We start from the raw sequence: 25,295 nt of genomic DNA on the forward strand, positions 1-25,295 counted from the left end.
CGCGTTGTGGATCTTGGTTCTCGGCCCTGAGCATGAACCAGGCCCCGCACGACGTGGCTGTCCACCTCGCACGGGGCCTGAAGATCAAGGGTTTTTCAGCGGGCCGCGAGCCACTTCGAAGTGCCGCCGCGCCCGGGCACCCAGCACCCCTTGGCGGGGGCGAGCGCCTTGGTTTCCTCGTCGGGGAGCGCGAGGACCTCGGTCAGCACCTCGGCCACCTCACCGCGGCGGCGCCACAGCCACCTCTCGGGCTCGAAGACGTTGTCCTCCGTGCCCGGCACGCGCGTGGCGATCGCGTCGTCCTCGGCGTTGAGCCGGACGACGTCCACCACGTTGTCGTGCACCCGGACGCCGACGACGGCTTCGAACTCGCCGTTCGCGTCCGTCTGGTGCACGAACTGGTAGCCGCGGCCGATGAGCTCCTGGAGACCGATCTCGACGGTCTCCAGCGCGTCAGCCGAGGACATCGTCGAATTCGCCGTCCTTCGCGCCGGCGAGGAACGCGGCCATCTCCGCGCGGGTGTACACGAGCGCCGGGCCGGTCGGGAAGCGGGAGTTGCGCATCGCGATCTCGCCGGAAGCCAGCGGAGCGACCTCCACACAGTTGCCCACAGCGCCGCTGTAGCTCGCCTTGCGCCACTGGGCGCCGGTCAGACGGTCGGCCGGAATGCCGTTCTCGAACCGCTCAGCCATGATCCCCACCTTCCGGGACGGTGAAAAGCTCAGGAATCTGCACGTGCATCTACCTGTGACTGGGACGCTAGCACGCGCTCATGCAGCGGTAAATGCACGTGCAGAAGTTTTTGCAATTTTCTCACTGCGTGACGACAGACTTCAGTAGAAAGTCCCGGTCGGGCCATTACACCGCCACTCGAAGGGGTGAAAAGTCACGCTGCGTCGCTGTTGACGCGGGGAAAGTCGCGCTCCGCGAAAACCCGACAAACCGCCGCTCTCAGCGGGTGAACAGCCGCGACGGGGTGTGAGCGCCGGGGTTTCGGTGAACGGTGGCGCGTGGCGTGGGGGCGCCTCGATGCCCCGCAGGGTGACACGCTGCCGGAATGCACGCAACGCGGCGAGGCGCTTCGACGGCTCGCGGAGATAGCAGTCAGCGCTCGCCGCACGGGCAGACCTTCGGTCGGACTCGCCACGGCTGGGCTGGGCTGGGCTGGGCTGGGCTGGGCTGGGCTGGGCTGGGCTGGGCTGGGCTGGGCTGGGCTGGGCTGGGGAAGCCAACCACACCGGAGCGGCTCGCGGAGGTCGTCGGCTCTCGCCGCCGGGCATGGCTTTGGTCGGACGCGCGGGAGCCCACGGTCTCTTGGCGCTGGCGCGGGCGCGGGCAGCTGGACTGGGCTGGCCAACCGCGCTGAGGCGGCTCGCTCACCCGCCGCACGGGCGGGCGGCGCTCCTCTGCTTGGCGCTCCTCGGCTTGGTGCTCCTCGGCTTGGTGCTGCTCGAACTCTCGCGCGCGAGCAGTGAGGGTTCGCGCGCGAGAAGCTAAAGGTCAGCGCGCGAGGCAGCAGGACTTGCCAGAGCCGACCATGGCAGCCACAACCGAGCGCTCGGGCACGACGCCAACGCGACTGACGGCCGGCCAAGCACCCCTCAGCAGCTCAGACCGGCCACGAACTCAGCGCGACTCAGATCTCCGCACGCCGCTTCGCCAGGCGGGCGCGGCTGCGTTCCGGGGTCTCGGCGTCGACGGCCAGCAGGTCGAGGGCGCGGCCGTACTTTTCGATCTCGTCGCGCTTGTCGAGGTAGTGGGCGCCCGTGAGGTATTCGACGTAGGCGATGTTCGGCAGTTCCGATTCGGCGAAGCGCAGGAGCGCGAAGCCGTGCTCGGCCGACAGGCCGCTGCGGCAGTACGGCAGGATCTGCACCGACACGTGGGGCAGCGTGGTCACCTCGAGCAGGTACTCCAGCTGCTGCTTGAACACCTTCGGCCCGCCGATCGGCCGGTACAGCACCGACTCGTCGAGCACCGCCCAGATGCGGGGCGCGTCGGGGCGGGCCAGCATCTTCTGGCGGCGCATGCGCAGGGCCACGAGCTGGTCGACCTTCTCGTCGGCCATCTCGGGGCGGCCGTGGCTGAAGATCGCGCGGGCGTAGGGCTCGATCTGCAGCAGGCCGGAGACGAACAGCGGTTCCCAGATCTGGATGCGCGACGCGGCTTCTTCCAGGCCGACGAGGTCGGTGAACCAGCCGGGCACGGTGTCGCCGAACTTGCGCCACCAGCCGGCTTCGTTCGACTGCTTGACCATGTCGAGGAAGGCGCGGCGCTCTTCGTCGTCGGCGACGCCGTACATGGTGAGCAGGTCGGCGACGTCGCGTTCCTTGAAGCCGACGCGGCCGAGCTCGAGGCGGGAGATCTTGGACTCGGAACCGCGGATGTTGTAGCCCGCTTGCTGACGCGTGATCCCGGCTTCCTCACGCAGCTTGCGCAGCTGCGAGCCGAGGATCATCCGGCGCGCAGTCGGGCCGAGACTCTGCTCGCCACCGGACGCGTTCACCGCGTTCATGACCGGGACCTTCCGTACGCCGCTCGTTTACCTGGGGGATTCCAGTCCGACTACCCAAAGTACACGTACAGAGCCAACCCGTATAGCACGGCTCGGCACGCGTCGGGTTTGTCATCCCGATTCTACGGAGAGTCGGCACCGAACGACACAGTCAGGTGAGTATTCACCGGTCAAGACCCCAGGCGGTCATAGCCGGACCACGGGCAGCCAGTGTGAAAGGTCGGCCCGCGAGCCCGACGCCGTCACGCGCGCGGCGTCGAGGGCACTGGACCAATCGAGAAGCCCCGTCGCCAGTTCGAGCCACGTGCGGGGGTCGGTTTCGATCACGTTCGGTGGCGTACCCCGGGTGTGGCGGGGACCCTCGACGCACTGCACGGCGGCGAACGGCGGCACGCGCACTTCAACGCTGCGCCCGGGCGCGTCGGCGGCGAGCGCCTTGAGGCTCAGCCGCACCGCGGCGGCCAGCTCGGGCCGCGCCGGTTCCGGCCCGTCACCTCGCAACCAGCTCGAAACGGCCAGCACCGCCGCCCGTAACTCAGCGGGATCGACCGAACGCGAAGAGGCCATGGCCCAACAGTAGAGTGACGTCGGACGAACATTCAGCACCCGGCACCGAGGGACGGCGATGGCGCAGCGGGACGAGGCAGATCGGATGGTTTCCCCGACCACCCCCGCGGGGCGCCGCGGCAAACCGGCGGGCAAGCCCGCCACCGCCGGGCGGCACGGCCGGCGCGGACCGCAGGGCAAACCCGAGATCACCCCCGAGATGCGGGCCAACGCGCGCGCCAACCCCAACAGCTGGCTCTACGTCATCGACGAGGCCTTCGACCCGGGCGGCCCGGTGCCGTCGTGGGCCGTCGTGGGCGCGTACCCGGTGAACGCCTCGGGCGACGTCGTCGAGGACTTCCACCCCAACGACCGCTACCGGCCCTCGCCGAAGGCGCTCGGCTACCCCGAGCCCGGCACGGAGCTCGAGCGGCTGCTGCAGCTCGTGCGCACCGAGCACCGCCCGGCCGAGGACCTGCCGAAGGTCATCCTCGACTCGACGCTGTTCGTCTACGCCATGTCCCCCGTGCAGCGCACGGTCATCGGCTTCCACAACACCGACGGCCGCGTCATGGTCCCCGCCTACACCGCCAAGTCGCTCGTGCCGCGCGAGTGGCCGCACGCGCGCGCCGTGCTGGGACGCGACATCGTCGGCCTGCTCGCCGGGCACCCCGTGGCCATCAACCCGCACGACGTGATCACCGCCGTCGTGCCGGCCGAGCACCTGCTGAAGGCGCTCGCCGAAGAACGGCGCTGACCTTCTTTTTCAACTGACGGCTTTTCGAAAAGGCCCGCTGTCCACTCCGGACAGCGGGCCTTTTCGTACCGGCGACCCGCCGCCCGCACGGATCCAACCCCACCCCGACCTGCCGCACTCACTCCATCAGGTGATCACCGATTCGCCGGAACGGCGGCTTGCGGGCATCGTGTGCGCTCGAAGGACTACAGGCGTCCGGTGGGGGGTCCAGGGTGAAGCGTCGTAATCCGCTGCTGCGCTGGAGCGCCATCGTTTGGGGCGCCGCGGTCGTTTCCGGGCTCGCGCTGTGCACCCCGGCCACGGCCGCACCGAGTTACGAAGGCGCCGACGACCACTACGCCGGCTCGCAGATCGAGAAGTACGAGGGCGTCGCCGGCGCGCCGAACGTCCAGTACACCGCGAGCGACCAGGTGCTCGGTCACGACGTGAGCGGGCACCAGGGCGCGGTGGACTGGACCGCCGCCGCGAAGACCGGCGCGAAGTTCGTCTACGTGAAGGCCACCGAGGGCACGGGGTTCGTCAACCCGCAGTTCGCCCAGCAGTACAACGGTTCGTACCAAGCCGGGATCATCCGTGGTTCGTACCACTTCGCACGTCCCGACGTGTCCGACGGCGCGACGCAGGCCAATTACTTCCTCGCCCACGGCGGCGGCTGGTCCGCGGACGGCAAAACGCTGCCGGGCGCGCTCGACGCGGAGTACAACCCCTACGGCGAGACCTGTTACGGCAAGGACCCCGCCGGCATGGTCGCGTGGATCAAGTCCTTCTCGGACACCTACCGCGCACGAACCGGGCGTCTGCCCACGATCTACACGTCCACGAGCTGGTGGAAACGCTGCACCGGCAACAGCGCGGCGCTCGGCGCGAATCCACTGTGGCTCGCGCGCTACAACACACAGATCGGGGAGCTGCCGGCCGGCTGGCACAGCCAGGCGATCTGGCAGTTCGCGGACAAGGGTTCACTGCCGGGAGACCAGAACTGGCTCAACGGTCCCCTCGCAACCCTCCGCAATCTGGCAATCGGGTGAACATTCGTTACGACCTCACGAATTGATGCTCATGACCCGATGAAAATCACCCACGTGACCCTCTGAATTCACGGAACTTGATGACAAACCGCAGAGCGTCATCAAGAATCTCACCCGGGCGGCTACCTGCAATAGCCGCCCTCAGCGAGGGTATCTGTGAAGGGATTCAACGATGTCCACTTCCCGAAGAGGACGGCGAGCAACCCTGCTTTCCGTCCTGGCCATCCCCACCGTGGCGCTCCTGCTCGGCTCCGCGGTTCCGGCGATGGCAGCTCCGTACAACCCGGACCAGTCGGCGAGCGCGATCAACGCGATCAACGACGACATCCAGAAGCACAACCACGAACTGGGGTCGCAGATTCGCCGTGTGGAGGGTGACTCCTCCACGCCGGCGTCGAAGACCGCCGCCCAGGAGCCGCAGCCCGCGGCCGCCATCCCGAACCAGGTCCTGGCGACCGTGCCGGGCATGGACGTCGCCAGCTACCAGGGCAACGTCGACTGGGCGAGCTGGTGGAACCAGGGCAAGCGGTTCGTCTGGACCAAGGCGACGGAAAGCACGAGCTACACCAACCCCTATTTCGCCCAGCAGTACAACGGTTCGTACAACCAGGGCTTCATCCGTGGTGCGTACCACTTCGCCACCCCGAACACCTCGAGCGGCGCGGCGCAGGCGAACTACTTCGTCGCCCACGGCGGCGGGTGGTCCAAGGACGGCAAGACCCTGCCGGGTGCGCTCGACATGGAGTACAACCCCTACGGCGCCACCTGTTACGGCCTGAGCCAGGCCGCGATGGGCGCGTGGATCCGCGACTTCCACGACACCTACCACGCCAAGACCGGCCGCTGGCCCGTCATCTACACCTCGGCGAGCTGGTGGAACCAGTGCGTGGGCACGTCGCAGAACTTCTCGTCCACGGTGCCGCTCTGGGTCGCGCGGTACGCGTCGTCGGCCGGCGCTCTGCCGAGCGGCTGGGGCTACTACACCGTTTGGCAGTACACCTCGAGCCCGCTCGACCAGGACACCTTCAACGGTGCCTTCGACCGGGTCCAGGCGCTGGCCAACGGCTGATCCCCGTGTGACCGACAACTGAGGCTCCCGGCCACCCCGACCTGTGGGGGCGGCCGGGAGCTTCGTTCTCGTCACGTCTTTTGTGCAGTCGCTCCCGACCTTGCAGAATGCACCTCACGTGGGGAGGAACCGCCGGCGCTCGCCGGTCGTCAGACCACGGCGCGAAACGGTGCACCAGGAAGGGCGGAACCGGAGATGACCTACCCACCGCAGCCAGGGCAGGGCGGCCAGCCGGACCCCTACGGCCAGGGCTGGCAGCAGCCCGGCACGGGCGGGGTTCCCCAGCAGCCGGGGTGGGATCCGAACGCGCAGCAGCAGCCGGGCCAGCAGCCCGGGTGGGACCCCAACGCGCAGCAGGGCGGCCAGCAGCAGGGCTGGGACCCGAACACGCAGCAGCAGTATCCCGGGCAGCAGCCGTACGGCCAGCCCTACCAGCAGCAATACCCCGGAACCCAGCAGTACCCGCAGCAGGGCTGGGACCCGAACCAGCCCTACGGCGGCGGGTACGGCGGTGGCCCCCAGCCGCCGAAGAACAACAAGACCGGGCTGTGGATCGGCATCGCCGTGGCCGTGGTGGTCGTGGTGGCGCTGGGCATCACCGGCTTCGTCGCGCCCGGCTTCTTCCTGAGCAAGGACTCGGGGTCCACGGCGCAAACGCAGAACCCCGTGCCGCCGCCCGCGCAGTCGTCGCGGCCGCAGCTGCCCACCGGCGAACCGTCGGAGCCGGGTCTGCCCACCGACGAGACCGACATCCCGGGCACCGGCGGTGGCGGCAGCTCGCCCGTCGAGGGCAAGCAGGCCATCGACGCGTTCATGGCGAAGATCAACGCCAAGGACGGCGCCGGCGCCACCGCGATGACGTGCCAGGGCAGCGAGGCCTTCTCCAAGGACAGCATCGACGAAGCCACCGCCGGGACCCCGGCGCTCAAGGTCGAGGGTTACGACGGCACCGCGACCATCACGGCCACCCTCGACGGCGACCTGTCCGGAAAGGACGCCAACGGCTCGGTGATCGCCACCAGCGTCGGCGGCAACTGGTGCATCGGGTTCTTCTTCGTCATCGCCTTCTGATCGGTGCGGTCCCCACTGCTCTGGACGTTCGTCGCGTCCGTGCTGCTGCTGTGCGGGGTCGGGGGCTGGCTGCTCGCCGACCCCGCCACCAGCCGCAGCGATGCCCTGAAGACCGGCGGTCTGGCCGGCGGCGCGGTCGTCGCGCTCTACGCGCTGTGGCTCAACGACCGGCGCCGCCGCGTCGAGGAGGCGCGCCAGGAGATCGAGCGGCAGCGCCACGACCTGGAGATGCGCCGGGCCGAACAGGACCGTGAGCGCGTGTCGGACGAGCGCTTCGCCAAGTCGGTGGAGCTGCTCGGGCACGAGGCCGACCAGGTCCGCGTCGGTGCGCTGCACGCGTTGGCGGGTTTGGCCCGCAGCCGGCCGACCTACACGCAGACCGTGCTCGACGTCCTGTGCGCTTATCTGCGGCGGCCGTTCGAGCACGCGCGGTACGGCACCTCCGAGCGCACGGACGACCCCGACGCCGAGCGGGAGCTGCAGGTCCGCCTGACCGCGCAGCGGCTCGTCGCCGAACTGCTGCCATGGGCGTCCGATGTGGACGCGCCGAGCTACGACCTCGACCTCACCGGCGCGGTGCTGGAGTACCTCGACCTGTCCCGCCGCAAGATCGGCCGCCTGCTGCTGCGCTACGCGTCGTTGCACAGCAGCACGAACCTCAGCGGCTGCCTGATCACGGACCGCGCGTACTTCACCGCCGCCGGCACGGGGAACGGCCGGCTGATCGGCAACTTCCGCTGCCGCGGCGCGAAGTTCCTCGACTACGCGTGGTTCAGCGGCACGGTGTTCGCCGAGAACGCCGACTTCACGGAGACGACGTTCGCCGGGCGCACCGCGTTCAAGGACGCCGTGTTCGCCAAGGACGCGCTCTTCACCGACGCAGCGTTCGACGACTCACTCGACCTGCGCCGCGCGTCCTTCGGCGGCCACGCCGACCTGCGCTTCGCGCGCGTGCCCGAGCACCTGTCGCTCTACAACACGAAGGTGACGTCCACAAAGGACAACCAGATCCCCGACGGCTGGCTGCTCGAACCACTCGACGACGGAGTCGCGCGGGTCACCGTGCCGGCGGCCTGACGGCCGCGATCGCCGCGTCCAGCAGATCCCCCAACGGCTTCTTGCCCGCCACGCGCGTCCACTCGTAGCCCGCGACGTCCAAACAGGACAGTGCAGCCGAGCTCAGCGCGTGCGCGGTGAACTCGTCGCCCCCCAGCCGCTTGGCGAGCACCGGCACCAGCACCTCCTGCCACTGCAAGTGCTTGCGCAGCAACGCCGTGCGCAACGCGGGCGTCTCGGCCAGCATCGTCGCGCGAGGCAGCCCCACGGCTTCCAGCGACTCCACGCACACCTGCAGCGCCGCGCGCAACGCCGCCCACGGCGCCTCGTCGGCGGGCCGGGCTTCGAGAGCCGCGGCCAGCTCGTGCCCGAGCTCCATCAGGTTGCCGACGACCATGTCCTCCTTACCGGCGAAGTACCGGAACACGGTGCGCGTCGACACCCCCACGGCGGCCGCGATCTGGTCGACGGTCGTGCCCTCGAAGCCCTGCTCGGTGAACAGGTCCATCGCCTTCGCGGCGATCTCCGCGGTGACCGCCCTGCGCGTGACCTCGCGCAACCCTTCGCCGACCATGCGCCCGAGTCTAGTCGAGACACATCTGTCAGTCACTGACACGCGGGACGCGGCTAGCGCAAAAGAGCCGCTCCCCGGTGTCCGGGAAGCGGCCCTCTGCGATGGAGAACGTCAGTCGAACAACGCCGGCAGCGTCTTCTCCCAGGTCTCGCGCAGCTCGTCGAGCGAGAACTCCGTGATGCCCTGCAGCTCGAGCGTGCCCGAGTCCGGGTCGACGACACCGGTCTTGCGCCACGGCAGCCCGCGCGCGGTGCACATCTCCGTGAACCGCAGCTCCTCCGTGCGCGGCACCGCCACGAGTACGCGGCCCGAGGACTCGGAGAACAGCTGCACGAACGGGTCCTGGTCGCGGTCGAGGAACACCCGCGCGCCGCACTGTCCGATAAGGACAGTCTCGACGAGGGCCTGCGCCAGACCACCGTCGGCGAGGTCGTGGGCGGCGGAGATCATGCCGTCGCGCGAGCCGGCGACGAGGACCTCGCCCAGGAGCTTCTCGCGAGCCAGGTCGACGCGCGGGGGCACGCCGCCGAGGTGGCCGTGGAGCTCGCGGGCCCAGGCGGAGCCGTCGAGCTCGTCGTGGGTGTCGCCGAGCAGCAGCAGCGTCTCACCGGCCTCCGCGCCGATGCCCGTGGGGATGCGGCGGGTGACGTCGTCGATCACGCCGAGCACGGCGATCACGGGCGTCGGCAGGATCGCCGTGTCGCCGGTCTGGTTGAAGAAGCTCACGTTGCCGCCGGTCACCGGGATGCCCAGCTCGACGCACGCGTCGGCCAGCCCGTGCACGGCCTGCTCGAACTGCCACATCACGGCCGGGTCGGTCGGGGCGCCGAAGTTCAGGCAGTCGGACACCGCGACCGGCGTCGCGCCGCCCGTGGCCACGTTGCGGTACGCCTCGGCCAGCGCGAGCTGCGCGCCGCGGTACGGGTCGAGGTAGACGAACTTCGCGTTGCAGTCGGTGGAGACCGACACGCCGCGGCCGCTCTTTTCGTCGATCCGGATCATGCCGGAGTCCGACGGCTGGGCGAGCACGGAGTTGCCGCGGACGTAGCGGTCGTACTGCGCCGTGACCCATTCCTTCGACGCCTGGTTGGGCGACGAGATGAGCTTGAGCAGGTCGGCCCGCAGTTCTTCCGGCGTCGACGGGCGCTTGAGGTTCGCCGAGGTGTCGGCGATCAGCGTGTCCTGGCTCGCCGGGCGCTGGATCGGGCGGTCGTAGACCGGGCCCTGGTGCGCGACGGTGTGGGCCGGGACGTCGACCACGACCTCGTCATTCCACGTGATCACGAGGTTGTCGCCGTCGGTGACCTCGCCGATGTCAGTGGCGATCACGTCCCACTTGGCGCACACGGCCATGAACGCTTCGACGTTCTCGGGCGCCACGACCGCGCACATGCGCTCCTGCGACTCGCTCGAGAGCACCTCGGCCGGCGTCATGCCGGTGGCCCGCAGAGGGACGCGGTCGAGGTAGACGTGCATGCCGCCGTCGCCCGCGGCCGCGAGCTCCGACGTCGCGCAGGACAGCCCGGCGCCGCCGAGGTCCTGGATACCGACGACGAGCTTCTCCTTGAACAGGTCGAGGCAGCACTCGATGAGCACCTTCTCGGTGAACGGGTCGCCGACCTGCACGCTCGGCAGCTTGCGGCGACCGGCCGCGGTCTCGTCGCCGGAGAACGTGTCGCTCGCCAGCACAGACACGCCGCCGATGCCGTCGAGGCCGGTGCGCGCACCGAACAGGATGATCTTGTTGCCGGTGCCCGAGGCGAACGCGAGGTGCAGATCCTCGACGCGCATGGCGCCGACGCACAGCGCGTTGACCAGCGGGTTGCCGCTGTAGGACGGGTCGAACACCAGCTCGCCGCCGATGTTCGGCAGGCCGAGGCAGTTGCCGTAGCCGCCGACGCCGGCGACCACACCGGGCAGCACGCGCTTGGTGTCAGGGGCGTCGGCCGGGCCGAAGCGCAGCGCGTCGGCCACCGCGAGCGGACGCGCGCCCATGGCCATGATGTCGCGGACGATGCCGCCGACGCCCGTCGCCGCGCCCTGGTAAGGCTCCACATAGGACGGGTGGTTGTGGCTTTCGACCTTGAAGGTGACCGCCCAGCCGTCGCCGATGTCGACCACGCCGGCGTTCTCGCCGATGCCGGCGAGCATCTTGGCCTTCATCTCGTCGGTGGCCGTCTCGCCGAAGTAGCGCAGGTGCTTCTTCGAGGACTTGTACGAGCAGTGCTCGCTCCACATGACGGAGTACATCGCGAGCTCGGCGTCGGTGGGCCGGCGGCCGAGAATCTCGCGGATCCGGGCGTACTCGTCCTCGGCGAGACCGAGTTCGACGTAGGGCTGCTTGGTCTCGGGGGTCTCCGCGGCCCGCGCGGTGGTGTCAACGGTGCTGGTCACGGTGTCCGTGTCAGGGTTCGCCACACCCTTAAGACTACGTGTCGGGCAGGTCACACCCTCAGGTGGCCAGCACGTTCGCTGCGGGATAAATCAGTCGCGCCAACGCTGTGAACCGGCTTACCGTCGACAATCGTGCTCTCCGCCACATATCCCTTCGCCTCGCCTCGGCTGCCCGCCCGGCCGACGGCCGGCCGCTACCTGCTCGCGGTGCTGCGTTCGCGCCCGTGGCTGGTGGTGACGGCCGCGTTCACGGGCGCCTGCTGGTCGCTGCCCAGCGCGCTGCTGCCGCTGGTGATCGGCCGCGGCATCGACGCGATCGCGGCGGGCGACACCGGCGCGATCTGGCGCTGGGCGCTGGTGGCGGCCGGGCTGGGCGTGTTCCAGGCGGGGTTCGGCACGTGGCTGCACTTCACGTCGTACGGCATGTGGCTCCACGGCGCGGGCACCACACAGCGCCTGGTCACCACGCACACCACGCGCCTGGGCGCGACCCTGCGCGAAGCGACGACGACCGGCAACGTCGTGGCGGTGACGTCGTCGGACATCAACTGGATCGGCAACACCTACGAGGTGATCGGCCGGACCGTGGGTTCGATCATCGCGTTCGTCGTGATCGGTATCGCGATGTTGGGCTCGTCGCCGCTGCTGGGTGTGGTCGCGCTGGTCGGGGTGCCGCTGGCGGTGCTCGGGATCGGGCCGTTGCTGAAGCCGTTGCAGAAGCGCAAGGCGGTGCAGCGCGAGAACCTCAGCGACGTGAACGCGCTGGGCGCCGACATCGTGTCCGGCCTGCGGATCCTGCGCGGGGTCGGGGGCGAGCGGCGGTTCCTGAAGCGGTTCCACGACGCGAGCCAGCTGGTGCGCCGCTCGGGTGTCGAGGTCGGGCGCGCGGAGGCGTGGCTGGCCGCGGCGGCGATCGTGTTGCCCGGCCTGGTCACCGTGGCGATCACGTGGCTGGGCGCGCGGCTCGCGCTGGACGGCACGATCGGCGTGGGCGAGCTGGTGGCGTTCTACGGGGTCTCGGCGTTCCTCGTGGTGCCGGTGGACACGGCGACCGAGGCCGTGAGCGCGGTCAGCTCCGGGCTCGTGTCGGCACGCAAAATCTGCGCCCTGCTGTCGCTGCGGCCCCGGCTGACCGAGCCGGCGGCACCGGTGCCGCTGCCCGCCGGGCCGCTGGACCTGGTGGACACCGAGACCGGCATCCGCCTGGCGGCGGGCAAGCTCACCGTTGTCGACCTCGGGGCCGACGCGGAGGCGCTGGCCGACCGGCTGGCGCGGTTCACGGACGCCACCGAGCCCGTGCTGGCCGGCGGTGTGCCCGTGGACCAGGTCGCGCTGGCGGAGCTGCGTTCTCGGATCGTGTACGCGCACAACCAGGACCTGTGGTTCTCGGGGGTGCTGCGCGAGCAGCTGACGTCTGCGCTGCCGAGTGACGTGAGCGTGGACGCGGCCCTGTACGCGGCCGACGCCGACGACATCATCGAGGCGCTGCCCCGCGGTGTCGCCGAGCTGATCGGCGAACGCGGGCGCGAGGTGTCGGGCGGCCAGCGGCAGCGGCTGAGCCTGGCGCGGGCGCTCGCGACGGACGCCGACGTGCTGCTGCTCGACGAGCCGACCTCGGCCGTCGACGCGCACACGGAGGCCAGGATCACCCAGCGCGTCGCGGACCTGCGGCGCGGGAAGACGACCGTGGTGTTCAGCCAGAGTCCACTGTGGACCCATGTGGCGGACGAGGTCGTGAGCGGGAAAGCGGTGACGGTGTGAAACGGCTCCCCCTCGCGTCGGGTCGCGACGTGCGGCGCTGGGCGGCGCGCACGGCCGCCGAGCACCGGCGTGAGTTTTCGGTGATGCTCGGGCTGTTCTGCCTGGCGACGCTGATCGGGCTGGCCGGGCCGCAGCTGCTCGGCCTGCTCGTGCAGGGCGTCGTCGACGGCGGCAGCACGGTGCGCGTCGACCTGCTGGCAGTGGGTTTCGTGGTGGCGCTGGTGCTGCAGGCCTGGGCGAAGAAGACCGCGCGCCTGCGTGGCCGCATGTTCGGCGAGCGCGTGCTGGCGCAGACGCGCGAGCGGTTCGTGGCCAACTCGCTGAGCCTGCCGCTCGGCACGGTCGAGGCCGCCGGCACCGGCGACCTGCTCAGCCGCGCGACGAGCGACATCAGCCGCCTCGACCACGCCGTGCGTTTCGCGGCGCCGGAGATCCTGATCGCCGTGGTGACGGTGCTACTGACGACCGTGGCGATGATCGTCACGTCGCCCCTGCTGGCGCTGGCGCTGCTCGTGGCGCTGCCGCTGCTGGTGCCCGTGAACATCTGGTACCAGCGCCGGATCCCCAAGCTGATGGCCTGGATGCTCGACCGCTGGGGCGACCTGCAGTCGGCCACGCACGAGACCGTGGAGGGCGCGCGGACCACGGAGGCCCTGAGCCTCACCAACCGCCGCATCCGGTTGGGCCGGGACGCCCTGGACGAAGCCGTGCTCGGCGAACGCCGCATGCGTGCGCTGCAGCTGCGGTGGCTGCCGTCGCTGGAGATCAGCTACGTGCTGCCGATCGCCGCGTTGCTGGGCCTCGGGTTCTTCGCGTACTCGCAGGGCTGGGCGCAACTCGGCACGATCACCACGATGCTGGCCTACGCGCAGGCCATGACGGCGCCGTTGAACGAGGCGCTGTTCTGGATGGAGGACCTGCAGGTGGCGCTGGCCGCCGCGCGCCGGATCCTGGGTGTGCAGCCGGCTCCGCCGCGGTCCGAGGTGACCACCGTGCCGGCCGGGCGCGACATCGAGGTGCGCGACGTCCGCTTCGGCTACACGGCCGATCGCGAGGTGCTGCACGGGATCGACCTGTCGGTGCCGCGGGGCGAGCGCTTGGCGATCGTCGGGCCGTCGGGGGCCGGCAAGTCGACGCTGGGCCGGTTGCTCGCGGGCATCTCGGCGCCGACGTCGGGCTCGATTCGCGTGGGTGGCACGGAGGTTTCGTCGCTGGCGGAGGATCTGCTGCGCGGTGAGGTGCTGCTGCTGACGCAGGAACACCACACGTTCTCGGGGTCGCTGCGGGAAAACCTCTCGCTGCCGGCTCGCCGTGGTGGCGGGGACTGGACGGACGCCGAGCTGCTGGCCGCCTTGACGTCGGCGGGTGCGGCGGAGTGGTTCGCCTCCCTGCCGGAGGGTTTGGACACGCGGCTGGGCTCCGGTGCGTACGCGGTTCCGGCGGCGTTGGCCCAGCAGCTGGCGTTGGCGCGGGTCGTGTTGGCGGATCCGCACACGCTGGTGCTGGACGAGGCGACTTCGTTGCTGGACACGGGTTCCGCGCGGGAGCTGGAGCGTTCGCTGAACGCCGTGCTGGAAGGCCGCACGGTGATCGCCATCGCCCACCGCCTCCACACGGCCGCCGCGGCCGACCGCGTCGCCGTGGTCGAGGGCGGCCGGATCACGGAGCTGGGCTCGCACTCGGAACTGCTGGCGGCCGACGGCCCGTACGCGCGGCTGGTGGCCGCGGCGACGTAGCGTGGGCTGATCAGCTCGGCTGCCGGCAGATCAGCAGGTTGCAGTGGGCGTTGGGCGCCAGGTCACGCAGCAGCACAGCCGGGTCCAGGTAGTTGACCGGGTTCACGTCGAGGTCCAGCGGCGGCGTGCGGAACGGCCCGGGGTCGGGCACGGGCGTGTCCTGAACGCCGCGCAGCAGGATGCGGAAGAAGTTGTAGTACAGGTCCGAGCCGGACGGCGACGAACTGAGCAGGCCGGCGAGGTTCGGTGCCGTGTCGCCGAGCACGCCGGTCCAGGTGACCGTGATGCCGAGGCTCGGGATCATGAAGTTGTTCTGCTGCAACGCGCCGACCATGGCGAACATGTCGTCGGGCGCGCTGCCGACCATTGGGCCCGCGACCGTCTGCGCGTGGGGGAAGTTGGCTGAGGTGCAGGAGCTGCCGCCGTTGTGCCAGAACAGGAATCCGTAACACGGGTTGGTGGGGGTGTTCGCCCTGGCCTGGGTGATGTAGTCGCTGGAGAGGATGCGCTGCCCGCGCCAGCTGCCGTCGTGCTGCATCAGCAGCCCGAGCTTCGCGAACTGCGCCGGCGGGATGAACAGGCTGGCGTAGCCGTAGCTGTTTCCGGCGTGGTCGCGCAACCAGAGGTAGCTGCCCCGCGGAATGCCGAGCGGGTCGAACAGTTCCCGCTGCGCAAAGGTCTGCAGGTCCTCGCCGACGGCGCGCTGCAGCACCGCGGAGAGCAGGTCGGGCGTGCGCTGGCTGTACTCGAAGTGCGTGCCGGGCTCGTGGGTGAGCGGCTGGGCCATTGCTTCCTGGGCGACGTCGGGGTCGAGGCCGACGGACGCCAGCTCGGCCAGGATCGACTCGTCCAGCCCGGAGGTCTGGGTGAGCAGGTTGCGGATCGTGATGGCGCGGTGGGCGGCGTCGCCCATGCCCGCGGGCAGGTACTTGCCGATCGGGTCGTCGAGCCCGATCCGGTGCTGGTCGTAGGCGATGCCGGTGAGGATCGAGACGACCGACTTCGTGGCGCTGAAGATCTCCATCGGCACCTGGTCGGTGACCGGGTCGAGCAGGCCACGGCCGATCCGGCAGTCGTCGCGGAAGATCTGGACGGACGCGCGCAGGTGGGTCTGCGCGTAGGCGACCGCGGCGTCGACGGCGGCCGGGTCCATCGCCTCCTCGGCGGGCGAGGCCGTCGCGAACGCGGTGCCCGCAGCGGGGAGCGCGCAGCCCTTGCGCGCCGCGGCGGTCGCCGCGCCAGGGGCGACCAGAGCCGCCGCCAGCAGCAGTGCCGCGGTGATTGACGTGACCAGGCGTCGACGCATACCGGCGCTCCTTCGTGCTTGACCTGGCGGTAAAGCTAGCGCAGCTTTACCGCCGGGTAAAGTCGAGCGGATATGCTCGCCGGATGAACCGCTCCACTCGCGCCCGCCCCACCGACGACGAGCTGCTCGATGCCGCCAGGACGGTCTTCGTCGAGTGCGGCTTCCGCGCCACCACCATGAACGCGATCGCCGACCGCAGCGGTTCGACGAAACCCACGCTGTACGCCCACTTCGGCGACAAGGACTCCCTCTACCGCCGCCTGCTCGACCGCGAGGCGGCCACCTGCCGCGCGCGCCTGTTCGCCGAGTACGAACGCAACGACGGCCTCAGCCTCCGCACCCAGGTCGCCGCCGACACGCAGGCCTTGTTCGCCTACGCCGCCACCGACCCCGACGGCTTCCGCCTCCTCTTCGGCGTCGACATCACCAGCGACACCATCGCGGTGCGCGAACACCTCCTCGCCGACATCGACGAACAGGTCACCCGCCGCATCCGCGCCTACCGCGCCGCCCGCGACCTCCCCCCACGCACCGACGAACGCCAGCTCGCCAACATCCTCGTAGGCGTCGCCACCACCTCCGCCCGCCACGCCATCGACCACAACCTCGACCTGACCTCCGCCGCCCGCCTCGCAGCCGACTTCTCGACGGCGGCATTGGTCAACCTCCCAGCCACGCAGCCAAGCTGACCGGCTGCAATGGCTCTCTTCCGGTGGTTTCCGGGGGTTGTTGCCGATCCTGGGTTGGTTCGGGATTGTTGATGGATTTCGGGGCTCGGGATCGAGCGTCGTTTCGTCGCGGCATGCGTCTTGTCGCCCAGCGCACTGCCTGCCGTGTGCGCCGCTGGACGCGGGAAACGACGCGGCGGGTCGGATTCCAACCATCGGACGGCGAAACGCCGGCGAGTCGAGGCCAAGGCAACCACGCAGGCCGCCTGAACTGGCGGCGACGAGAACACCAGCAGGGTGCCCCCGCCCTCCCTGGGGGGCGTGCCCATGTCCATTCTATCGACCAGCACCGACGAAAAACGCCGTCGAGGCTTCCAACCACAGACTTGTCCACAACGCGGCCAAGTTGTGGACAACTGTGGAGATAACTGCCTGAACACACGCGCGCGAGTCCTGCGCGGGCGTTGGGACACAGAGGAAATCGCCTCAGTCAAGCAGATCGAGCCGACCAATGAATCCAGCGTCGCCACGGCACAGCGGCAGGGTGGCTATGTCGCAGATCCGGTCGAATTGGTTCTCGATGGGCCCCTCCTAGGAGCGTCCCAGCCCATCCCACTTACCAGCGCCGAAAAGAACTCCACTGAAGCCGGAGCCTGCAGAGCTGTCCACACCCCGGGCCGCTATTTCCGTTGTGCGCCAACGCCCGTGCGCGACACCATTGCCGGTGTGAGTAGCAGATTGAGGAACATCGCCACCGAGACGGTCGGGATCGTCGAGCGTGGTGAATACGGCGACGTCGTAATTCGCGATCAGGTGGCGCTCGCCCGCAAGGGAACGAGGCTGTACCTGCCGACCGACGAGGTCTCCGTCCCTGAGAGCCGGGTGATGCCGAGCATCGAGGTCACCAACGAATCGAGCATCGCCGCGGCAAGGCGGCTCGGTGGGGATGTCGCGTGCCTCGTGTTCGCGTCCGCGCGCAATCCCGGCGGCGGTTTCCTCAACGGGGCCCAGGCGCAGGAAGAGGCGATCGCCCGCAGCTCGGCGTTGTACGCGTGCCTGCTGGAAGCGCGGGAATTCTACGAGTACCACCGCGCGAACACCGACCTCCGCTACAGCGACCGCGTCATCCACTCGCCGGGGGTGCCGGTGTTCCGCGACGACCACGGGGCCCTGTTGCCCGAGGCGACGTTCGTGTCGTTCCTGACCGCGGCCGCACCGAATCTGGGCGCGATCAAGCGCAACCAGCCGGAGCACGAGGCCTCCGTGCCGGCCGTGTTGGAGCGGCGGGCCGAGCGCGTGGAGATCGCCGCGAGTCGCGGGCACCGGAGGCTCGTGCTGGGGGCGTGGGGGTGCGGGGTGTTCGAGAACGATCCGGCCGTGGTGGCCGCCGCGTTCCGGAAGGCCCTCGACGACGCCCGGCCGCACTTCGAGCACGTCACGTTCGCCGTGCTGGACCGGCGTGCGGGCGAACCGGTCTATGCCGCGTTCGCCCGCACGTTCGGCCGGTGAATCCGGTGGATCAGGCCTTCGCGAACGCGTCGACCGCGCTCAGGAAAATGCCGAGGCCGTCGTCGGACGGACCGGTCAGCGCGTCGATCGCGTGTTCCGGGTGGGGCATGAGGCCGACGATGCGGCCGTTTTCGCTGCGGACGCCGGCGATGTCGTTGCGGGAGCCGTTGGGGTTGCCGTCCACGTAGCGGAACGCGACGCGGCCCTCGGCCTCCAGCATGTCCAAAGTGGACTGGTCGGCCATGTAGCAGCCGTCGTTGTTCTTGACCGGGATGAGGATTTCCGCGCCCTTGTCGTAGCGGCTGGTCCAGGCCGTGTCGTTGTTCTCGACGCGCAGCCACTGGTCGCGGCACACGAAGTGCAGGCCGACGTTGCGGATCATCGCGCCGGGCAGCAGGCCGGCTTCGCAGAGGATCTGGAAGCCGTTGCAGATGCCGAGGACCGGCATGCCCTTGCGGGCGGCGTCGATGACCGAGTCCATCACCGGCGCGAAGCGGGCGATCACGCCGGCGCGCAGGTAGTCGCCGTACGAGAAGCCGCCGGGGACGACCACGCCGTCGACGCCGCGCAGGTCGGCGTCGGCGTGCCACAGGGGCACGGCCTCGGCGTCGGCGTAGCGGACCGCGCGGGCGGCGTCGCCGTCGTCGAGCGTGCCGGGGAAGGTGATGACACCGATGCGCGCGCTCACGCGTCCACCCGGCGGATGGTCCACTGCTCGATCACGGGGTTCGCGAGGAAGCCCTCGGCGATCTTGGCGAGCGTCTCGTCGTCGACGGTGTCGTCGACCTCGAGCTCGAAGTGCTTGCCCTGGCGCACTTCCGTGACGCCGGTGAACCCCAGCCGCGGCAGCGCACGGGCCACCGCCTGGCCCTGCGGGTCGAGGATCTCGGGTTTCGGCATGACGTCGACGACGACTCGGGCCACGGCAGGCTGCTCCTTATTCACGCAGGTCGTGGGGTACGAGGCGAGCGTACTTGACCCGCGGCGCCCGGCGCCCGTCCGGTGCCGCGCACAGAAGCGCAGGTCACAACTGGCCCGCGCCACGCGGGGAGAGGATGCTGCTCGCGGGGCCTTTCCCCGGCCCGCGTGCTGGGCCATGATGAGTCGTTGACAGCACGCCAACATGAGCAGCTGGAGGCATCGTGGCCGGTCAGGACTCGTTCGACTACGTCATCGTCGGCGCGGGCAGCGCGGGCTGCGTGCTGGCAGCCCGGCTGAGCGAGGACCCGGCCGTTCAGGTGCTGCTGCTCGAGGCCGGCGGCGAGGACACCGCCGACGAGATCCACATCCCGGCCGCGTTCGCGTCGCTGTTCAAGACGCGGTGGGACTGGAACTACGAGACCGTCGAGCAGAAACACACCGGCAAGTCCGCCTACTGGCCGCGCGGCAAGATGCTCGGCGGCTGTTCGTCGATCAACGCGATGATCTACATCCGCGGCAACCGCGCCGACTACGACGGCTGGCGCGATTCCCACGGCGCCACCGGCTGGGGCTGGGACGACGTGCTGCCGTACTTCAAGCGCGCCGAAAGCAACCAGCGCCTCGGCGGACCGCTGCACGGCACCGACGGCCCGCTGCACGTCGAAGACCGCCGCTTCACCCACGAGCTGTCCAGCGCGTGGGTCGACAGCGCCGTGGCCTGGGGTTTGAAGCGCACCGACGACTTCAACGGCGAGACCCAGGAAGGCGCCGGCGTCTACCAGGTCACCTGCAAACGCGGGCGGCGCTGGTCCACAGCCGACGCGTACCTGCGGCCGGCGTTGACGCGGCCGAACCTGACTGTCCACACCCACGCGCAGGCCACGCGCGTGGTGTTCGAGGGCACGCGCGCGGTGGGCGTGACCTATCTGCACAGGGGCGTCGAGGTCACGGCGCGCGCTTCGGCCGAGGTGCTGCTTTCGGGGGGCGCGGTGAACTCGCCGCAGCTGCTGATGCTGTCCGGCGTCGGGCCGGCGGAGCACCTGCGTGAGCTGGGCATCGACGTCGTCGCCGGGCTGGCGGGCGTCGGCGAGAACCTGCACGATCACCCGGCGGCCGGGATCATCTGGTCGACCAAGGGCACCACCGACCTCGTCGACGCGGCCACCCCGGCCGGCCTCGTCCGCTGGCAGCTGACGCGGCGCGGGCCGCTGGCGTCGAACATCGGCGAGGCGGGCGCGTTCTTCCCGACGCGTGATGGGCTCGCCGCTCCGGACATGCAGATCCACGTCGCGCCGACGTTGTTCTACGACAACGGTCTCCGCGAGCCTACCGTCCCCGGCTTCACCTCGGCGGCGACGTTGGTGGACGTCGCCAGCCGCGGCCGGCTGCGGCTGAAGTCGGCGAATCCCTTGTGGAAGCCGGAAATCGACCCGGCGTACTACACGGAGCCGATCGACCTGGACACCATGAAGTCGGCCCTGCGGTCGCTGATCGACATCGGCAAGTCGGGGCCGCTCGCGCGGTTCCTGGACAGGCCGTTCCTGCCCACGACTCACGACCTCTCGGACGACGCCCTCACCGACCACATCCGCGAGAACACCCAGACGCTGTACCACCCGGTGGGCACGTGTGCGATGGGCTCGGACGAGCGCGCGGTGGTCGATCCTTCGCTGAAGGTGCGCGGGGTGGAGGGCCTGCGCGTCGTCGACGCCTCGGTCATGCCGGTGGTCCCGCGCGGCAACACGAACGCCCCGACGATCATGGTGGCGGAAAAGGCGGCGGATTTGATCCGGGGCCGGTCGGTTTAGGTCGGGCCCAGGGGGTTGTCCACAGTTGCGCGGAGTTGGGTCGGACCTAGGGAGTTGTCCCCAACCAGGTCCGGCCCAGCCGGTTGCCCCAACCCGAGCCCGGCCTTGGAAGGCGTCCCCAGATACGTGGAGTTGGGTGGACCCAGGCAGTTATCCCCAGCCGGGTCCGGGCCAGTCAGTCGTCCCCGGCGGGGTCGAACCTAGCCAGGTGCCTCGTTGCGCGCAGCCGAGACCGACCTACGCGCTTGCCCCAAGCCAGACCGGGCCCAGGACGTTGTCCCAACCGAGCCGGACCTTGGCAGGCGTCCCCGCTGCGCGCAATTGGGTCGGCCCCAGACAAGTGTCCCCAGTCAGGTCCGGCCGGGGCGGTCGACCCCCAGTTGGGTCGAACCTCGTCAGTTGCCCGCAGATAGGCCCGACCCAACCGTGCCCCGACCAGCTGGATTAGACCCAGGCAGCTATCCACAGCTGGGTCGGTCCTAACGGGCTGTCCACAGCTGCCATTCGCCGATCGTTGGGTTCGACCCAGGTGCTTGTCCCAGCGTGCTCGGACCAAGCGGCTGTCCTAGCTGGGTCCGGCCCAAGCAGTTGTCCACACTTAGGTCGGACCCAGCCAGTTGTCCACAGCCAGGTCGGACCCGACTTAGGTCCGGCCTAACCAACCTTCCTCAGGCTGTCGCGCGTGAGGTCCGCCAGGGTTGGGTAGCCGTCCACCGCCATGATCAGGTCGGCTTCGGCGAGGAGGCTGCGGAGGACGTGGACGGCGCCGTCCACGCCGCCGAGGGCGAGGCCCCAGACGTAGGGCCGGCCGACGCCCACCGCCCGTGCGCCCAATGCCAGGGCCTTGACGATGTCGGCGCCCGAGCGGACGCCCGAGTCGAACAGCACCGGGGTGTCGCCGGAGGCGTCGACCACGTCGGCGAGGCAGTCGAGGGCCGGGAGTCCGCCGTTGGCCTGGCGGCCGCCGTGGTTGGAGCAGTAGATGCCGTCGACGCCGCCGTCGATGGCGCGGCGCGCGTCGTCCGGGTGCTGGATGCCCTTCACGATCAGGGGCAGCGACGTGAGCGAGCGCAGCCATGGCAGGTCGTCCCAGGTCAGCGGGTTGCCGAAGAGCTGGGCCCACAGGCCGACGGCCGCCATCGGATCCTCTTCGGGCGACCTGCCGAGCAGCCGCCGGAAGACGGGGTCCGTGAAGTAGTTGGCGAGGCAATGGCCGCGCAGCTGTGGGAAGTTCGACGTGCTCAGGTCGCGCGGCCGCCACCCGGTGACCCACGTGTCGAGCGTGACCACGATCCCCTTGAACCCCGCCGCCTCCGCGCGCTGCACCAACGACGCGGCCAGCTCGCGGTCGGTCGGCGTGTAGAGCTGGAAGAACCCCGGCGTCTCCCCGAACTCGCCTGCGACCTGGTCCAACGGGTCGGCCGAGAGCGTCGACGCGACCATCGGCACGCCCGTGCGCGCGGCGGCCCGGGCGGTGGCGAGGTCGCCGTGGCCGTCCTGCGTGCAGATGCCGACGACGCCCACCGGCGCCATGAACAGCGGCGACGCCAGCTTCAGCCCGAACAGATCCACCGACAGGTCGCGGTCCTTGGCCCCGACGAACATCCGCGGCATCAAGCCCCAGCGCGCGAACGCGTCGGCGTTGCCGCGCTGGGTCGCCTCGTCGCCGGCGCCACCGGCCACATAGGACAGCACTGACGGGGGAAGTGCCTGCGCGGCACGGGCTTCGAGGTCGGCGTAGACCATCGGCATGGTCGGGACGCGGCCGGTGAGCCCGGCGAAGTAGATCTCGTTCTGGAAATCGCCGTAACGCGTCATGCGGGCTCTTTCTGGGCTCGGGAGGACCGCACCCCGGCGTTCGGGGTGCGGTCCAGACCCTAGCGCTTGCCGTGCATGACCGTGATGAGCTTGGCGACCAGCGCGTCGGTGGATTCCTTGCGGCTGAAGGAAGTCAGGGTGATCGGCGCGGTGAAGCGCTGCCGCGCGACGGCCTTGGTCCGGGCGAACTCGCGCAGCCCCTCGGGCCCGTGGATGCGGCCGAAGCCCGAGTCGCCGACGCCGCCGAAGGGCAGCGACGCGATGCCGGCGAACGAAAGGGGCGCGTTGATCGAGGTCATGCCCGTACGCAGCCGCGCGGCGAGCTCGACGCCGCGGGACTTGGAGAACACCGTGGAGCCGAGGCCGTAGGTGGTGGCGTTGGCTTTGTCCACAGCCTCGTCCATGTCGCGGACCTTGGCGATGGTGACCGTCGGGCCGAACGTCTCCTCGCGCACGGCTTCGGAGTCTTCCGGCACGTCGACGAGAATGGTGGGTTGGGCATAACGATCGCCGACGCTGTCCACACCCCCGAGCACCGCGCGGCCGCCGCGCTCGAGGGCGTCGGCGATGTGGCGGCGGATCACGGCCAACTGCGAGGGCATGGTGACGGGGCCGTACTGGGCGTCCTCGTCGGAGCCGGCGCGCACGTTCTGCGACTTTTCCACAACCTTGGCGACGAACTCGTCGTGCACGCGCTCGTGGACGTACACCCGCTCGACGCCGATGCAGGTCTGGCCGGAGTTGGAGAAAGCGCCCCAGACGGTGGCGTCGGCGGCGGCGTCGAGGTTGGCGTCGGCGTCCACGAGCACGGGGTCCTTCCCACCGGCCTCGATCACGACCGGGGTGAGCGTGTTGGCCGCCGCGGCCATGATCTTCTTGCCGGTGGCCGTGGAGCCGGTGAACGCGATCTTGTCCACACCCGACGTCACGAGCGCGCCGCCGGTCTCGCCGAAGCCGGTGATCAGCTGCAGCACGGGCTGCTCCGGCACGACCTCGTTGAACGCGTCGACCAGCCACTTGCCGACGCCCGGCGTGTACTCGCTGGGCTTGAAGACCACGGCGTTGCCGGCGGCCAGCGCGTAGGTGACCGAGCCGAGCGGCGTGTACACGGGGTAGTTCCACGGGCCGATCACGCCGACGACGCCGAGCGGCCGGTACTCCACCGTCGCCGCTTGGTTCGACATGAGCAGGCCGGCGCTCCGACGCTGCCGGCCGAGGTACTTGCGCGCGTGCTTCGCAGCCCACGCGATGTGCTCGATGGCGAGCACGGACTCGAGCTGTGCGTCGGCGATCGGCTTGCCCGTCTCGTCGCGCACCACCTGGCACAGCTGCGGCAGGCGGCGCGTGATCACGCCCTTCCACTGCCGCAGCCGGTCGGCGCGCCCCGCGAAGCCCAGCCCCTCCCACCACTCCGCCGCCACGCGCGCCCGCTCGACGGCCGCGCGCACGTCTTCCGCGGTGTGCACCGGGTACGTGCCCACGACCTCGTCGGTCGCCGGGCTGAGCGAATCGAAGGTCTCACCGACCGAGGTCGGCTTCGGCTGGACGGCGGTCATCGGCGTCTCCCCTGCTCTTCGGCGTTGTGGTCCAGGCTACGAGGTTGCTGACGCAGTGCCAATAGTCGCCCGACGCTCCCGTCAGCATCGCATCGGCGGGCGGCCTGGGGAAAGGGTCGTCCGAACCACCCGATCGAGAGCGCCGCCGTGACGCCCAGCAGCGGCGCCAGCCACAGCGGCAGCACCCCCACGGCCAGCGACCCGAGCCCGAACCCGCACGACTGCACCGTGAACGACACCGAGAACCCTTCCGACCTGCGGCTCTCCGGCAGCACGCGCTGCATGTTGACGGAAGCGATCGTCACGAGCGGTCCGGTCGCGCCGCCGATGAGCACGACTCCGGCGACGAGGCCCGCCCAGCCGAGGCTGGCCGCGACGAGCGTGCCGCCGACCACGAAGCCGGCGAGGAACAGCCTCGGCCCCAGGTCGCGGCCGCGCCACGCGTAGATCGCGCCGCCGGCGATGCTCGCGCCACACAGCAGGGCGACGACCCCCGGCGCGGCTGCGGCGGGTGCGCCGAGCCGCTCGACCAGGGGAAGTGGCGCGACTTCGATCGTCGACAGCAACAGTCCGACGGCGAACTGACACCCGAGCCAGGGCAGGCAGGCTTTGAGGGGGACTTTGGTTCGTTTTGTGGTCCTTGGCTTGGTGACGCGCTTCGGCACCAGACTCGCGGCGGCGGCCGCTGCGACGGCCATCGCGAACAACGGCACGAAGGGACCGGTCACGCTCGCCCCAGCCACGAGCAGTGGTCCGGCGACCAGCACGCCGTCGAGAATCATCGCGTCGACGGCGACGGCCCTGGTCAGCTGGCGTTCGTCGACGATCGCTGCCAGCAACGCCCTGAACCCACCCGCGACCCCGCCCCCTGCCAGTCCGGGGATGACAACGAGTGCGATCAGCGTTGCTTCGCTGGTTCCGGCCTGTGCCGCGAGCGCCAGCGCGGCCAGCCCCAGTGCGACCGCGCCGAGCAGCGTTTTGAGACCGCGCGCCGTCCCGACTCGATCGAGCAACCTCCCGACGGGCACCGCCCCTGCCATCTCGGCCACCACGTAGACGGCCATCAACGCACCGCCGAGCCGGTACGACCCGGTCATGGCGGCGGCCAATGTGGTGAACGTGAGCGGGGCCATCCCGGCGGGTAACCGCGCGAACTGGACCCCTGCTGACCAGCGCCAATACGTGGTGGTGAACATGCTTC

22 protein-coding genes are annotated in these 25,295 nt (G+C 70.1%); 10 read left to right on the plus strand and 12 right to left on the minus strand.

Annotation, left to right across the window (positions count from 1 at the left end; translation table 11 throughout):
* Positions 1–95: 95 nt before the first annotated feature.
* The 4 genes from ACQPXB_RS47855 to ACQPXB_RS47870 all read right to left on the minus strand — a co-directional run bounded on the left by ACQPXB_RS47855 (position 96) and on the right by ACQPXB_RS47870 (position 3,083).
* Complete coding sequence (locus tag ACQPXB_RS47855) at positions 96–467, minus strand: hypothetical protein (RefSeq protein ID WP_366580462.1); 372 nt, start codon at positions 465–467, stop codon at positions 96–98.
* Positions 454–693: a DUF397 domain-containing protein gene (locus tag ACQPXB_RS47860; protein WP_220245081.1), complete on the minus strand. Its 240-nt coding sequence runs from the start codon at positions 691–693 to the stop codon at positions 454–456. Before ACQPXB_RS47860 ends, ACQPXB_RS47855 begins: the two co-directional genes overlap by 14 nt.
* Before the next feature lie 944 nt (positions 694–1,637).
* Positions 1,638–2,516, minus strand: coding sequence for a helix-turn-helix domain-containing protein (locus ACQPXB_RS47865; RefSeq protein ID WP_326567041.1), 879 nt, complete (start codon positions 2,514–2,516; stop codon positions 1,638–1,640).
* Positions 2,517–2,702: 186 nt separating this feature from the next.
* Positions 2,703–3,083, minus strand: a complete 381-nt coding sequence (locus ACQPXB_RS47870; protein WP_366580458.1) for a sterol carrier family protein — start codon at positions 3,081–3,083, stop codon at positions 2,703–2,705.
* 58 nt (positions 3,084–3,141) lie between these two features.
* Here ACQPXB_RS47870 and ACQPXB_RS47875 point away from each other — a divergent pair, with 58 nt between their 5' ends.
* From ACQPXB_RS47875 to ACQPXB_RS47895, 5 genes are all read left to right on the plus strand, one after another.
* Positions 3,142–3,819 carry a type VII secretion system-associated protein gene (locus ACQPXB_RS47875; protein WP_364065009.1) on the plus strand — a complete coding sequence of 226 codons (678 nt, stop codon included), beginning with the start codon at positions 3,142–3,144 and terminating at the stop codon, positions 3,817–3,819.
* A 212-nt stretch (positions 3,820–4,031) separates the two neighbouring features.
* Positions 4,032–4,847 (plus strand): lysozyme, encoded by an 816-nt coding sequence (locus ACQPXB_RS47880; RefSeq protein WP_366580456.1) that lies wholly within the window; start codon positions 4,032–4,034, stop codon positions 4,845–4,847.
* 172 nt (positions 4,848–5,019) lie between these two features.
* Positions 5,020–5,916, plus strand: a complete 897-nt coding sequence (locus ACQPXB_RS47885) for a lysozyme (protein WP_432848690.1) — start codon at positions 5,020–5,022, stop codon at positions 5,914–5,916.
* A gap of 195 nt (positions 5,917–6,111) precedes the next feature.
* The gene (locus ACQPXB_RS47890; RefSeq protein ID WP_366580453.1) at positions 6,112–6,987 is read left to right on the plus strand and encodes a hypothetical protein; all 876 of its coding nucleotides are present in this window, start codon (positions 6,112–6,114) and stop codon (positions 6,985–6,987) included.
* Between the two features lie 3 nt (positions 6,988–6,990).
* A complete protein-coding gene (locus tag ACQPXB_RS47895) occupies positions 6,991–8,064 on the plus strand; it encodes a pentapeptide repeat-containing protein (RefSeq protein WP_386944350.1) in 1,074 nt (357 codons plus the stop codon).
* Here ACQPXB_RS47895 and ACQPXB_RS47900 read toward each other — a convergent pair.
* Together ACQPXB_RS47900 and purL are read right to left on the minus strand one after the other, a co-directional pair.
* Complete coding sequence (locus ACQPXB_RS47900; RefSeq protein ID WP_432848692.1) at positions 8,045–8,617, minus strand: TetR/AcrR family transcriptional regulator; 573 nt, start codon at positions 8,615–8,617, stop codon at positions 8,045–8,047. The two genes, ACQPXB_RS47895 and ACQPXB_RS47900, sit on opposite strands and share 20 nt — an antisense overlap.
* Before the next feature lie 111 nt (positions 8,618–8,728).
* Positions 8,729–11,035, minus strand: a complete 2,307-nt coding sequence (gene purL / locus ACQPXB_RS47905) for a phosphoribosylformylglycinamidine synthase subunit PurL (protein ID WP_386944346.1) — start codon at positions 11,033–11,035, stop codon at positions 8,729–8,731.
* 108 nt (positions 11,036–11,143) lie between these two features.
* Between purL and ACQPXB_RS47910 the strand changes: the two genes are divergently transcribed.
* Positions 11,144–12,772 (plus strand): ABC transporter ATP-binding protein, encoded by a 1,629-nt coding sequence (locus ACQPXB_RS47910; protein WP_432848695.1) that lies wholly within the window; start codon positions 11,144–11,146, stop codon positions 12,770–12,772.
* Positions 12,769–14,508, plus strand: a complete 1,740-nt coding sequence (locus tag ACQPXB_RS47915) for an ABC transporter ATP-binding protein (protein WP_432848697.1) — start codon at positions 12,769–12,771, stop codon at positions 14,506–14,508. Before ACQPXB_RS47910 ends, ACQPXB_RS47915 begins: the two co-directional genes overlap by 4 nt.
* 10 nt (positions 14,509–14,518) lie before the next feature.
* On the opposite strand, the gene ACQPXB_RS47920 is transcribed toward ACQPXB_RS47915, so the two are convergent.
* Positions 14,519–15,814 (minus strand): serine hydrolase domain-containing protein, encoded by a 1,296-nt coding sequence (locus tag ACQPXB_RS47920; RefSeq protein WP_432848699.1) that lies wholly within the window; start codon positions 15,812–15,814, stop codon positions 14,519–14,521.
* An 83-nt stretch (positions 15,815–15,897) separates the two neighbouring features.
* On the opposite strand from ACQPXB_RS47920, the gene ACQPXB_RS47925 reads away from it, so the two are divergent.
* Positions 15,898–16,503, plus strand: a complete 606-nt coding sequence (locus ACQPXB_RS47925; protein WP_366580440.1) for a TetR/AcrR family transcriptional regulator — start codon at positions 15,898–15,900, stop codon at positions 16,501–16,503.
* Between the two features lie 306 nt (positions 16,504–16,809).
* The gene (locus ACQPXB_RS47930; protein ID WP_432848701.1) at positions 16,810–17,991 is read left to right on the plus strand and encodes a TIGR02452 family protein; all 1,182 of its coding nucleotides are present in this window, start codon (positions 16,810–16,812) and stop codon (positions 17,989–17,991) included.
* A 10-nt stretch (positions 17,992–18,001) separates the two neighbouring features.
* Here ACQPXB_RS47930 and purQ read toward each other — a convergent pair whose 3' ends face one another.
* Together purQ and purS are read right to left on the minus strand one after the other, a co-directional pair.
* Entirely contained in the window at positions 18,002–18,679 is a 678-nt protein-coding gene (purQ, locus tag ACQPXB_RS47935) for a phosphoribosylformylglycinamidine synthase subunit PurQ (protein WP_386944336.1), read from the minus strand.
* A complete protein-coding gene (gene purS / locus ACQPXB_RS47940) occupies positions 18,676–18,915 on the minus strand; it encodes a phosphoribosylformylglycinamidine synthase subunit PurS (protein WP_204092648.1) in 240 nt (79 codons plus the stop codon). Before purS ends, purQ begins: the two co-directional genes overlap by 4 nt.
* Positions 18,916–19,133: 218 nt before the next feature.
* Here purS and ACQPXB_RS47945 point away from each other — a divergent pair, with 218 nt between their 5' ends.
* On the plus strand, positions 19,134–20,720 hold the full coding sequence (locus tag ACQPXB_RS47945; RefSeq protein ID WP_432848703.1) for a GMC family oxidoreductase: 1,587 nt from the start codon (positions 19,134–19,136) through the stop codon (positions 20,718–20,720).
* A 654-nt stretch (positions 20,721–21,374) separates the two neighbouring features.
* On the opposite strand, the gene ACQPXB_RS47950 is transcribed toward ACQPXB_RS47945, so the two are convergent.
* The 3 genes from ACQPXB_RS47950 to ACQPXB_RS47960 are packed head-to-tail and all read right to left on the minus strand — an operon-like array spanning position 21,375 to position 25,290.
* Positions 21,375–22,538, minus strand: coding sequence for an alpha-hydroxy-acid oxidizing protein (locus ACQPXB_RS47950; protein ID WP_432848705.1), 1,164 nt, complete (start codon positions 22,536–22,538; stop codon positions 21,375–21,377).
* Between the two features lie 59 nt (positions 22,539–22,597).
* Entirely contained in the window at positions 22,598–24,094 is a 1,497-nt protein-coding gene (locus tag ACQPXB_RS47955) for an aldehyde dehydrogenase family protein (protein WP_432848706.1), read from the minus strand.
* On the minus strand, positions 24,091–25,290 hold the full coding sequence (locus ACQPXB_RS47960) for an MFS transporter (protein ID WP_432848708.1): 1,200 nt from the start codon (positions 25,288–25,290) through the stop codon (positions 24,091–24,093). The genes ACQPXB_RS47955 and ACQPXB_RS47960 overlap by 4 nt, the downstream gene beginning before the upstream one ends.
* Positions 25,291–25,295: the final 5 nt, after the last annotated feature.

The sequence above is a fragment of the Amycolatopsis sp. CA-161197 genome (genome assembly GCF_050942255.1).
GTDB lineage: Bacteria > Actinomycetota > Actinomycetes > Mycobacteriales > Pseudonocardiaceae > Amycolatopsis.